Raw genomic sequence first — 12,192 nt, 5'->3', positions numbered from 1 at the left:
ATAGAGTAATCCATGTACAGAATGTGCAGGGATTTGTACGGATTTAACAGGAAAATGTATAAAATAGAGATTAAGAAAACGGACGAATATTTGTTGAAATGCGAATTAGAAAGCGCTGATTATCCAACAGTTAATTTGCAAATCAGAAATGATGAGCTAAAGACTAAACGACTCTTCAAAAGAAAAGAAAGCAGTGACCAGGAAAAATCAACACACAATAAGCTCTCCCTGGACATCACAATTTCAGAAGACTCCCTCCTGCAAATGATGGGTAAAATATCAATCACAACTGATTTTTTTTCCAGCCTGCATATCGAACAATTATCCATGCCTGTCCGTATGATTATCCACGACATTATGAATTGTTCATGTGATTCGAAATTTAAGCAGCTTTATCTCCAGACAAAGGTCTGCGAACTGCTGATCTGCATTTTATCCGTAAAAACGGCTACCCGGCAAGACCTCAAATTTACTGTCCAGGAAAGAAGTGTATTTAAACGCCTGAAAAGTATAATCTCAGGCAATCTCCGCCAACATTACTCTATCGATGAGCTGGCCCAGATTGCAGGTATGAACAGAACAAAAATACAAACAGGATTTAAAGCAATTTTCGGAAAAACCATTCACACCTACACCCTCGATTTAAAAATGATGAAAGCAAAACACCTGTTAACGGAAGATCCTAGCCTTAGTTTAAAGGAAGTGGCAGCACAAGTAGGTTATAAATACACCACGCATTTCTCAGCGGCGTTTAAGAAAAAATTCAAATTCTCACCCTCCTTATTTAGAAAAGGGAATCTATTATCCATCATTTATGCATTCTGGCTGCTTCCCAGCCTATAATCACATTTTTTCTGGCGGCGCCCCAATGATATTGTCCGATTTCTCCGGTTGATTTAATTACCCTATGGCATGGTATCAGAAAAGCCACAGGATTTTTGCCTACAGCGGTTCCAACAGCCCTTGATGCTCTGGTATAGCCAGATTTCCTGGCCAGATCAGCATAAGTAGTTAAACCACCTGTTGGCACACTCAAAAGGGTTTCCCAAACCTTAATCTGAAAATCAGTTCCTTTCAGGTGCAGTTTGATTTCATCCAGCTTGCTCCAGTCCTGATTAAATACGAACAAGGCATTTTGTTGATTTCTGTCGGCTAACTGGTTGTAAATAGCGTTTGGAAAAATTTGTTTCAAATTCTCCAGCGCATTTCTTTCGCCCTCGTCTACAAATGCCATATGGCAAATACCTTTACCTGTAGAGGCAACAATAACCGGTCCGAATGGAGTGTCGGCAAAAGTGTAATTAATAACCAATGCTGCACCACCATTTTTATATTCCCCTGGAGTCATACCTTCTACTTTTACGAACAGATCGTATAAGCGTCCGGTACCCGACAAACCTGTTTCATAGGCTGTATCAAATAAAGTCGCGTTTGTCGTCATTAACAATCTTTTAGCATGCTCAACACTGAGATACTGCAAAAATTGTTTAGGTGTTACCCCGGCCCAATCCTGGAACATGCGCTGAAAATGAAACGGGCTTAAATGAACATGCTCCGCTGCTTCATCCAGTTTTGGATGCGCTTTAAAGTTATTTTTCAGGAAGGCAATTGCCTCAGCAATCCTTTCATAATCTAATTCTTGTTGCGTCTTCATAATATGTAATTTCTATACAACAAATTTATCGCTAATAAGATGATCGTTAAACCCAGTTCTTGCTAAGATCGACAGATATTTTATCTTCTCCTTATAGATTATTACCATTATTCTAAACGATCTAGGAAAACCCCTTCACTTCTCTTACTTTTGCACATCGAAATTTTGCCCTCTCTCAGTATTGACGAATGATAAAATAATATGGCTGGACAACAGAAAGGGAAATTGATTATTGTAGGGTTATTGGCAGCCGGGTTTGGCATTTTAGCACTGGGTTTTATGTTTTCAGCATCAGATTCAAAAATGAAACAGAATCGGCCAGTTAACTTCCCCAAGCTCCCTGGAGATACTGCCCTTGCCACCCTGAAAGGAATTTCCCTGGGCCGAACCTTATTTCAAGATCCCGGATTGTCGGCAGACAGGCGCATTTCCTGTGCATCCTGCCACCAAAATGAACATGCCTACGCAGACCCGGGTGTCGCATTTAGCAGAGGAAGCGGCACAGTACATGCTGCCCGAAACACACCCGCCTTAATGAACTTGCAATGGAAGAAAAGCTATTTTGGAGATGCCAGAGCACAGCATTTGTCTCAAACCGTTCTTAATGCCATCAAAAGTCCAGTAGAAATGGCCTCCAGTATACCTGCCGTTTTAGCCCGGCTCAATCAATCTGATGGCTATAAAAAGCAGTTCAAAAAGGTATTTGGAACAGAAGACATCACTGAAGAAAAGCTCAAAAAAGTACTTGTTGATTACCTGCAAACGTTGGTCACTTCCAATTCCAGATACGATCTGTATTCCAGAAAGGAAAGTCTGGACTACACCCAGGAAGAACACAAGGGATTAATGATATTCAGGCAGAAATGCAGTCCCTGCCATGCCGGCGAATTATTTACCGATGAAAGCTTAAGAAATACCGGAACAGGAACCACTGCAGATCAAGGCCTTGGTCAACTTACAAAAAAAACGGAAGATATGGGAAAGTTCAAAGTACCCAGTCTTCGCAATATAGCATTAACCGCTCCATATATGCACGATGGTAGGTTTAACACCTTAATGGAAGTCATGGACCATTACAGCAACGGACTGAACAACACCAAAGGCTTAGACAGTACTTTGTACAAACAGGGCAAAGCAGGTATTCCACTAAGTAACGAGGAAAAAAAAGAACTCATTCGTTTTCTGTTCACACTCACCGACGCCCAATTTATACGGCAGGGCAATTATTGATTTAAAAAGATCAATCAGGTAAGTTTTAGCTCAATTATTTTAGATTTGTATAACTTAAATAATTATGCTTTCCTTATTCAGATACATTAATGCTGTTCTCCTTAAAATCGGGAACCGGGAAACGGACCCTATCAATAAGGCACGCGTGAAAATGCTGTTCTGCATAGTTGTACTATATTCCATATTCACGGGCATCTTGATTCCAGCCTATGCTTTAGGAGGAGAAATAGCGCATTTGGTTCGGGTCAGCATTGTTTTCGTCTGCAGTTCCTTTTTTATTGCTTCTATCTACTATACAAACAGATGGAAGACCGTCTCTCATGCCGCACTGTGGCTCATTACACTTGCAGTTTGGAGCAACCTAACCATATTTGTACATGGAATAAATGCAGAAACACTCCAATTTATATGGTTTGCTTGTGCACTCAGCTTTTATATGCACGGCCTAAAATGGGGTTGGTTTTATTCAGCTATCAATATATTGCCTGTAGTCATTTATACCGCTATAGACCACAAAAGCTACTTTTATCTGAGCTCAGGACCTTATGAAGTGAGCAGGTCCACTTATCTCTTCGTAACCACCTATAATTTTGCATTAATTGTTTTCCTCCACTATTATTTTTTCAAAGCATTTACCCGGAATTTCATCAACCTCACTCAAACCAAAAATGAGTTGAAAGCGCTCAATGAAAAGCTCTGTATCACACTATCTGATCTCGAAGAACTGTCCAACAGCCGGATGAATTTTTTATCGACCATGTCTCATGAGTTAAGGACACCACTAAACGGAGTTATTGGCATATCAAACGCCTTAATGCTCCAGAATCCCAGAGAAGACCAGGAGGAAAATCTGGCCGTACTTAAATTCTCTGCAGAGAACCTGTTGCTCCTGATCAATGATATTCTTGACTTCAATAAGCTGGATTCTGACAAGGTAGAACTCGAAACTATTCCATTTGATCTGGCAGAATTGATCAGAAACAACTATTCAAGCACTAAACTAAAAGCACGGGAAAAAATGCTGGACTTTAACCTTCGCATTCCCGAAGAACTGGAAACTAAAGTTATTTTAAGTGATCCAACACGCTTAACTCAAATTTTGTTAAACCTGCTCAATAATGCCATTAAATTCACAGAAAAAGGATCTGTCAATTTAAATGTAGAGGTTCTGGACTTAACAAAAGATCAAATCAGGATCCGTTTTAGCATTGAAGATACAGGCATAGGCATCCACCCTAGCCAACAACAACATATTTTTGAACCCTATACACAGGCCTCAAAAAGCACCAACAGGAATTACGGTGGCACTGGTCTTGGACTTCCTATTGTTAAAAAGGTACTCACCATGTTCAACAGCCATATTAACCTGATGAGTACCCCAAATGTAGGAACTACATTCTTTTTTGATATTGATTTTCGTTATCAAACCCTTGATACGGCCACACCACCTCAACCAGAGATTCCGGAGAACGGACTGAGCCTTTTGAAAGTTTTAGTGGCCGAAGACAATCCTGTCAATATCCTGGTCATAAAAAAAACGCTCGAAAGATGGGGAATCGTTCCTGTGATTGCGGAGAATGGAATCTCCGCCGTTCAAAAATTAAAGGAGGAAGAATTTGATGTAATATTAATGGACCTTTATATGCCCGAAATGGATGGATACGAAGCTACAGCAGCTATCCGGAAAATGGACGGTCCAAAATCCGCTACGCCTATCATAGCCCTTACGGCAAGCGTAAGTGACAATGTTGTCGAAAAAGCACTGGAAGCCGGAATGAATGACTATCTGTCAAAACCCTTTAGTCCGGAGCACCTGTTTAAAAAACTGCAAAAACTGACAAGCGAAGGTATTTTGTCAGACAGGCCTTAAAACCCATATTCAAAATGATAATCCCCGGAACCCCGGCTGAGTTGAAGATCCTTTCCTACAGCATTTAAAGCCTCCGTTTTAAGACTTATCCCATTTTCCTTTACTTCCTTCTGCACCGCCTTCGGCAACAACAAACTTGCCGTGGTATTGGCAGGAATAGAAATGTCCAGTAGTATTTTTCCGTTTTCAATTTTCCATTCCGATTTAACCAACCCATAAGGCGTCATTAAAGTTCCTTTTGCCGACGTTAATTTCCCACCTGGTTCCGGAGCAATGGTGAACTGCTTATAGCCCGGAGCCGAAAGTGTAATCCCTGCAATATGATTGTACATCCATTCTCCAATGGCACCATAAGCATAATGATTGAAAGAATTCATTCCATCATTCTGGAAAGTCCCATCCTCCTTGATTCCATCCCATCTTTCCCAAATCGTTGTTGCTCCCGTTTTTACCGGATACAACCAGGAAGGATAACTTTCCTGGAACAAGAGCTTATACGCCACATCTGTATAACCAAAACGGCTCAAAACCTGGCATAAGTAAGGCGTACCCAGGAAACCAGTGGTAAGATGGTTACCGTAGGACTCTACATTTCTAACCAGGCGTTCTGCAGCCTGAGCCCTTAAGGCTTCAGGGAGCATATCAAAATGAAGCGCAAGTACATAGGCCGTCTGCGTTCCCGACACCAGCCTTCCCGTACTGGTCATATATTCCCTCTGAAAAGCAGCTTTTATCTTCGCCAATAAAGCGGTATAAACTTCAACATCTTCTTTTTTACCCAAAACCTTTGCCGTATTAATTAAAAGCTGGGTAGAATGCGCAAAGAAAGTCTGTGCAATCAGGTATTTATCCGTTACCGCAGACCTGCCTTCCGTATCATCATTAGGCCTGTAGAACAGCCAGTCGCCAAAATGAAAACCGGTCGCCCAAAGGTCATTCTTAGATTGGCCAATCATATACCCCTCCCAGGCTTTCATACTGGCATATTGCTCCTCTAAAATCCGCTTGTCACCATAATTCTCGTACATTCCCCAAGGTATAATGGTAGAAGCATCTGCCCAGCCGGTTGCACCGCCTTGCCCACTCCCCAATACATTCGGTATCACATGAGGCACACTACCATCCGCATACTGATCGGCAGCCAGATCTTTAAGCCACTTGGTAAAAAAACCGGCCACATCCATATTGTAAGCAGCCGTACTAAAGAAAGCCTGAGCATCCCCTGTCCACCCCAATCGTTCATCTCTTTGCGGGCAATCCGTCGGCACATCTAAAAAATTCCCTTTCTGACCCCAAAGTATATTGCGCTGCAATTTGTTCAGTAAGGTATCTGAAGTTACAAATGTGCCATTCTGCTTCATATCAGAATACAAAGCAATTGCAGTTAAAGCAGAAGGCTCCAACACCCCCGGATACCCTTCTATTTTAATATATCTGAATCCATGATAAGTAAAATGCGGTTCAAAAACCTGCGCTCCTTCTCCATTGAGAACATAGGTATTTTGAGATTTTGCACTCCGAAGATTCTGGGTATAAAAATTACCTTCTTTATCTAAAACCTCCGCATGGCTGATGATGATTTTGGTTCCAGCCGGTCCGGAAGCTTTAATTTGCTCCCAGCCCACCAGGTTCTGCCCAAAATCAGCAACAGTTTCCCCTTTAGGCGTTTTAAATACCCGAATCGCTTTAAACTCCTCATGTTTCTTTACCGGTGGAGAAACCGTACCCAATAGTGGAACCGCATCATGTTTAAAAACACGCCCATCCAACCATCCCTGGAGTACTCTTCTGGAATCATACACTTCCCCATCGTAAATACCAGAGGAAAGAATCGCCCCATATTGATATTTCCAGCCGCTATCCGTTTTCAATGTTTCTTTGCTGCCATCGGTATATTCCACCACGATCTGCATCAAAAATGCCCTTTGATCTCCATAATAGTGCTGCTGGCCATCAAATCCAATTCTCCCCTTATACCACCCATCGCCCAAAACAATACCAATTGCATTGTTTCCTTTCTTCAACAGAGCACTAAGATCATAGGCCTGATACTGAAGACGGTTTTTATAACTGGTCCAGCCCGGTGCAAAATAATGATCTCCAACCCTTGACCCGTTGATATGAGCTTCATACAAACCATTAGCCGTCAAATAAGCAGTTGCCCTCCGGATAGGTTTGCTGATCTGAATATCCTTTCTGAAATAAGGACTGGCTTTTGAAGTATCCTTACCCGCAACCGTAATCCATGAGGTCCAATCTGCAGCTTTAAGCCCCATTTGCCAGAAATGAACCGCAGACCAGGCCGAAGTATTGCCATGGTTATCCCTTACCCTTACCTGCCAGAAATACCGGGTATCCGATTGTAATGCCGGGCCGCCATAATTAACCAGAACAGATTGATCTGTTTGACGCGTCCCACTGGTCCAAAACATTTCCTTTCCAGCTTTGAGTTTTACACTGTCCATCCCCACCCTGAGCTCATAGCTGGCTTGCAAAGTGTTTTTCAGAGAAGTAGACAACGCCCAGCTAAACCGCGGAACAGCACTATCTAAACCTATAGGATTATATTGATACTCTACAGTTTGATTTTTAACAGCCAGTTTTTGCGCAAAACTGTTTACGCTGAATAAAACCAGAACAACAAGGAAGAAACGGTGTTTTAGCAAAAGGTCCATGAGAACAAGAAATTTGGTTAGAAAATACAAGTATGCAAAGTATTTATGGAATTGCCATCCTGTACTGTCGGCTTCCTTATTTTCTCATTTTGCTATCAACAAACTCCCATTCGTTAATATGCGCAGTCTGATGTTCTTTTTTTACGATAGCGTCCAGACGTTTAATAATATCAGGATGCTGAGCTGCCACATTATTGCTTTCAGATCGGTCATTTTCTAAATCAAACAGCATCCATCCCGCACCAGGATTCTTCCGCATATTCAATTTTACACCTTTCCAGTTGCCCGTACGAACAGCCAGTTGCCCACCTTTTTCAGGATACTCAAAATATAAAAAATCATGTTTCTTTTGTGTCTTATGGTTACCTGTTAACGTTGGCAGTAGAGAGATACCATCGGTATGGTTCATTTTTGCCCCGGTCATATCCGCAAAAGTTGCCATCATATCATACTGGGCAGAAATCAGATCACTAACCGTATTGGCTGGTATTTTTCCAGGCCACCTCGCAATAAAAGGCTCCCGTATCCCCCCTTCAAAAACATCCATTTTTAAGCCCCTGAAATCTCCCACACTTTCAAAAAACCGGGCTTCCACCCCTCCGTTAAAGGTCGTACCATTATCGCTTGAAAACATAATTATGGTATTTTCATCCAGACCCAGCTTTTTGATTTCCTTCATGATAATGCCCACCTGGTCATCTAAATAAGTGATCATACCCGCATAAGTAGACAAAGGATATTTTGATGGAGCATAACCATTTTGTCCATAATAAGGACGCTCGTCAAATTTGCCAAGGTATTGCCCGATATATTGGTCAGGAACCTGCAAAGAAACATGAGGTATGGTATAAGGCATATACAGAAAAAACGGCTTTGATTTGTTTTTTTCAATAAAAGCCAAGGCTTTTTTGGTCATCATATCAGGCGCATAAACTTTTCCCTTATACCCATCAAAACCCTTATCTGTGGCTTTAGCAGAGTCCAGTCCGATCTGGACATTAAAATCTGTATTGCCCAGATTAACTTTACGATCGTTTTCCCATAAATGTGTAGGATAATAATTTTGAGCTTGTTTTTGATCCAGATAGCCATAATAGAAGTCAAATCCCTGGTTTAAAGGAGAACCCGTGGTATTGTTCATACCCAGCCCCCATTTTCCCGTCATCCCTGTAACATAGCCCACTGTCTTAAGCATTTTTGGTATAGTAAAAGTACCTTCAGGAAGAGGCATTTGCCCAGCCTCCAGGCTGTCTGCATTGCCGCCCATAGGATAATTCCCGCGGATATAGGAGTGACCTCCATGCTTTCCGGTCATCAGCATACATCTGGCGGGAGCACATACTGGTGTCCCGGTATAATGCTGCGTAAATTTCATTCCTTCCCTGGCCAAGCGGTCCAGATTTGGCGTTTTGATTTTTTTCTGTCCATAAGCGCCTAATTCTGCATAGCCCATATCATCGGCATAGATGTAAATAATATTTGGCTTCCCACCCGGGCGAAGGCGCTTCCCCTGCCCCAGCATGGAACCCGCATGCAGCATCAGAACAAACAGCAACAGATATATTTTTAACTTCTGCATTTTTCCGTGTATTAATGATCATTACGCTGATTTTTTATGCGCTCCAGCAAAGCGGCAAGTTCTTTAACCTTTTCAGGATATTTCTCTGCAAGATTGTCTTTCTCGGCCATATCATTTTTTAGATTGTAGAGCTGAGCAGACGGCGAATTTCCAGTTTCAATCCCAACCAGCTTATCATATGCCGGACCGGCACCAGGCGTAATATATTTCCAACCCTCGCTGATCACAGAAAGTGGTCCGCCTTGTAAAACAAGCGTCCTTCTGCCACTTTTATCTTTACCTAAAAGCGCAGCAAGCATATCCTCACTATCTCTGGCAAGCGTAGCCGGAAGTTGCTGACCCAGCAAAGCAGACATAGACCTTACCAGATCAATCTGAGAAACCAGAGCATTAGATACCCCAGGTTTTATTCTGGCTGGCCAGTTTACAATAAAAGGCATCCTAGTACCGCCCTCCAATGCACTGTACTTCCCTCCTCTCAGCAGCCCTGCAGGCGTATGGCCATTCAAACGGGTCACTGCTTCATCCTGATAGCCATCGTCCAGCACCGGTCCATTATCGCTGGTGAAAATAATGAGTGTGTTTTTTGCAATCCCCAACGCCTGCACCCGCCTCATCACTTCTCCAACTACCCAGTCCATCTGCAATATCGCGTCGCCCCGTGCGCCCAAACCACTTTTATCTTTAAACTGAGTACCCGGCATTCTCGGTACATGTGGCTCCGTTAGAGCCAGGTATAAAAAGAAGGGCTTGGTTTTGTGTTCTTCAATAAAGCCCTGTGCCTGGCTCAAAAAAGTATAAGAGAGTTCTTCATCTGCCCATCTGGCCGTCTGTCCTCCACTCATATAACCAATCCTTCCAATGCCATTCACAATAGTATTATCATGGCCCTGTCCCGGTGAGCTTTTCATTTTCAACAATTCCGGATGCTCCTTACCTGTTGGATCTGTTCCGATCTTGTGCTTATAATCCACAGCAATAGGATCATTTTTATCTAGTGCGACAACAGAATGGTTTTGCAGAAAAACGGTAGGTACTCTATCGGCTGTTGCCGGAAAAATAAATGAATAATCAAACCCAACCTCATTCGGGCCGGGTTTGATTTCGTTGTTCCAGTCTTTTTCTACCTGTGTACCAAGTCCAAGATGCCATTTACCAATAATTCCGGTAGCGTATCCCGCACCTTTAAATACCAAAGGCAGATTTTTTTGCCCTGTAGGTATGATCAGTGCCGCATCACCAGGTAAAATTCCAGTACCTTTTCTCCTCCAGGGATAATTTCCGGTCATCATCGCATATCTGGAAGGTGTACAGGTCGCTGAGGTAGAATGCCCGTTGGTTAGACGTAAACCAGTAGAAGCCAATCGGTCCAGATTGGGCGTATGGATCTTTGTGGCACCATAGCAGCTTAAATCTCCATACCCAAGATCATCTGCACAAATAAGAATCACATTGGGCTTCTCCTGCGAAAATGCATTCATGGTCAGGAAAACGGCGATAAAAAGGAATAGGAACTTCATATTTTATTTTAGATTAGGATTAATACTTACTTCAGATTGTGGAACAGGCCACAACTCATCCGTCCCGGTACGAAAAGCTTTTGAGGTCACATACCAGCGTCCATAAGGATCTGATGTTGTTCCCTTTTTCCTCAAATTAACGGCATTAGGAAAAGCAGCGCCATAAAAATCTCCGTTTAAAACCTGCCCGATAACTTTCCAACGCAATAAATCCCAATAGCGGAGTCCTTCCAGAGCAAGCTCATTCCTCCTTTCCCTGCGCAATATCGTCCGCAGAGCAGAAGGACTGGTTTCTGTTACCTTTGGCATATTAACCGAAGCACGACCTCTTACTTTATTAATGGTCTGGTCCAAAAGTGTCTGATCAATTGCAGAACCAGATTCTAATTTCGCTTCCAGATAGCTTAACAATACCTCAGCATACCTCACTATAGGCAGGTCAATACCCGAGTTTTGAAGATCACCACCAGAAAAAGCTTCGCTGTTAAATTTTTTAAGCGCAAAACCTGTACGTGTGGCCTGTTTTGATAAGGTCAATTGATCCGCTGAAGAAGCATCGTCGGGATTACTGTTGTAAATGATGTTTTTGAAGGCACGGCCATTATACAGCACGGTATACCTCAGCCTTGGGTCACGGTTTTGCCCCGGATCTGCAGCGTTGTATCGCGGATCTGTAAAGGAGAAAGGCGTACCATCGGTAAATTCATAAGATTCTACCAAACTGCCTAAAGGACATTCCAATACATATCCACCAAGCTTAGCCGGATAATTGTGCTGCAACATTGCATTTGGAGCAAGGTCCTGCAAATACTGAGTGGCAAAAAGAATCTCCCGGCTGCTTTCGTTTGTACCATTAAACAGACCTTCAAAATCAGGATCAATAATATTATCATTAACATCTATAATCTGCTTGTAACACGCAGCAGCATCTGTCCATTTTTGTTCTGCCAGGTAAGTTCTCCCCAGAAAAGCCAGGGCAGCCTGTTGGGTAGCCCTGCCACGTTCGGTTGAAGGCAAAGCACTTTGCTTTGGCAGCAAGCTGGCCACAGATTTAAATTCAGACTCTGCAAAAGCCTGCACCTGATCTTTTGTGCTTTTCGTTACCGTATTCGCTTCAGTTAATGACAGCGTTTTTTGCACAAGTGGAACTGCCCCGAAATATTGCGAAAGGTAAAAATACTGACAAGCCCTGATGAATTTGGCTTCTGCCGTCATTCTGGACAGCTTAGCCGCATCAACAGGCGCTTTACCAATATTTTCAAGAAAATAATTACACCTCGCTATCCGGCTGTAACTTAAGTTCCAATAATTGCTGAGATAGCTGTTGGTCGCCGTCAATGTTCCGTTGGTCAATTTGTTAAAAGCAGAATTGTCCCCCCGCCTGTCGTAGGCATTGTCTGTTGCCAGTTCCAGGTACAACAAACCATGGTAAGACCACCAGTCTGTTGCAGAATACTCTGCTCCGGTTGGGTTCACAGACATCTGGATATTACCACGATATACCCCTGTAAGGGCCAGCATGGTATTTTGTTCTGAAGTCCAGAAAGTTTCGCTGGAGAATTGGTCCAGAGGAGCCCTGTTCAGCTCTTTTCTGCATGAAGCAGTTGCCAGCAGAACGAAAATGCCCAGTATTATATTTTTATAGAATATTTTCATTTCCAAAT

8 protein-coding genes are annotated in these 12,192 nt (G+C 42.7%); 3 read left to right on the top strand and 5 right to left on the bottom strand.

The genetic code is table 11. The features are described 5' to 3' along the window. The first annotated feature begins 54 nt into the window (after positions 1 to 54). On the top strand, positions 55 to 843 hold the full coding sequence (locus tag R2S08_RS07830; RefSeq protein WP_316834638.1) for an AraC family transcriptional regulator: 789 nt from the start codon (positions 55 to 57) through the stop codon (positions 841 to 843). On the opposite strand, the gene R2S08_RS07825 is transcribed toward R2S08_RS07830, so the two are convergent. Beyond that, the gene (locus R2S08_RS07825) at positions 809 to 1,654 is read right to left on the bottom strand and encodes a methylated-DNA--[protein]-cysteine S-methyltransferase (protein ID WP_316834637.1); all 846 of its coding nucleotides are present in this window, start codon (positions 1,652 to 1,654) and stop codon (positions 809 to 811) included. The genes R2S08_RS07830 and R2S08_RS07825 overlap by 35 nt on opposite strands. A gap of 201 nt (positions 1,655 to 1,855) precedes the next feature. Between R2S08_RS07825 and R2S08_RS07820 the strand changes: the two genes are divergently transcribed. Both R2S08_RS07820 and R2S08_RS07815 read left to right on the top strand, forming a co-directional pair. Next, a complete protein-coding gene (locus tag R2S08_RS07820; RefSeq protein ID WP_133784130.1) occupies positions 1,856 to 2,884 on the top strand; it encodes a cytochrome-c peroxidase in 1,029 nt (342 codons plus the stop codon). Positions 2,885 to 2,948: 64 nt separating this feature from the next. Beyond that, positions 2,949 to 4,754 carry a response regulator gene (locus R2S08_RS07815; RefSeq protein ID WP_316834636.1) on the top strand — a complete coding sequence of 602 codons (1,806 nt, stop codon included), beginning with the start codon at positions 2,949 to 2,951 and terminating at the stop codon, positions 4,752 to 4,754. Here R2S08_RS07815 and R2S08_RS07810 read toward each other — a convergent pair. From R2S08_RS07810 to R2S08_RS07795, 4 genes are all read right to left on the bottom strand, one after another. Further along, positions 4,751 to 7,429 (bottom strand): glycoside hydrolase family 78 protein, encoded by a 2,679-nt coding sequence (locus tag R2S08_RS07810; RefSeq protein WP_316834635.1) that lies wholly within the window; start codon positions 7,427 to 7,429, stop codon positions 4,751 to 4,753. The two genes, R2S08_RS07815 and R2S08_RS07810, sit on opposite strands and share 4 nt — an antisense overlap. Before the next feature lie 76 nt (positions 7,430 to 7,505). Then, positions 7,506 to 9,008 (bottom strand): arylsulfatase, encoded by a 1,503-nt coding sequence (locus R2S08_RS07805; RefSeq protein WP_316834634.1) that lies wholly within the window; start codon positions 9,006 to 9,008, stop codon positions 7,506 to 7,508. Between the two features lie 11 nt (positions 9,009 to 9,019). Then, positions 9,020 to 10,528, bottom strand: coding sequence for an arylsulfatase (locus R2S08_RS07800; RefSeq protein WP_316834633.1), 1,509 nt, complete (start codon positions 10,526 to 10,528; stop codon positions 9,020 to 9,022). A gap of 3 nt (positions 10,529 to 10,531) precedes the next feature. Next, entirely contained in the window at positions 10,532 to 12,184 is a 1,653-nt protein-coding gene (locus R2S08_RS07795; protein WP_316834632.1) for a RagB/SusD family nutrient uptake outer membrane protein, read from the bottom strand. Between the last annotated feature and the right edge of the window lie 8 nt (positions 12,185 to 12,192).

Origin of the sequence: Pedobacter nutrimenti (genome assembly GCF_032678445.1) — a bacterium.
GTDB classification, from domain to species: domain Bacteria; phylum Bacteroidota; class Bacteroidia; order Sphingobacteriales; family Sphingobacteriaceae; genus Pedobacter; species Pedobacter nutrimenti_A.
Note: the sequence above shows the minus strand (reverse complement) of the source record. Positions and strands in the feature narration are given on the sequence as shown.

Bases quoted from the DNA above. Each gene is read 5' to 3' on its own strand.
- R2S08_RS07830 (WP_316834638.1), top strand. From the start codon at position 55: ATGTATAAAATAGAGATTAAGAAAACGGACGAATATTTGTTGAAATGC.
- R2S08_RS07825 (WP_316834637.1), bottom strand. From the start codon at position 1,654: ATGAAGACGCAACAAGAATTAGATTATGAAAGGATTGCTGAGGCAATT.
- R2S08_RS07820 (WP_133784130.1), top strand. From the start codon at position 1,856: ATGGCTGGACAACAGAAAGGGAAATTGATTATTGTAGGGTTATTGGCA.
- R2S08_RS07815 (WP_316834636.1), top strand. From the start codon at position 2,949: ATGCTTTCCTTATTCAGATACATTAATGCTGTTCTCCTTAAAATCGGG.
- R2S08_RS07810 (WP_316834635.1), bottom strand. From the start codon at position 7,429: ATGGACCTTTTGCTAAAACACCGTTTCTTCCTTGTTGTTCTGGTTTTA.
- R2S08_RS07805 (WP_316834634.1), bottom strand. From the start codon at position 9,008: ATGCAGAAGTTAAAAATATATCTGTTGCTGTTTGTTCTGATGCTGCAT.
- R2S08_RS07800 (WP_316834633.1), bottom strand. From the start codon at position 10,528: ATGAAGTTCCTATTCCTTTTTATCGCCGTTTTCCTGACCATGAATGCA.
- R2S08_RS07795 (WP_316834632.1), bottom strand. From the start codon at position 12,184: ATGAAAATATTCTATAAAAATATAATACTGGGCATTTTCGTTCTGCTG.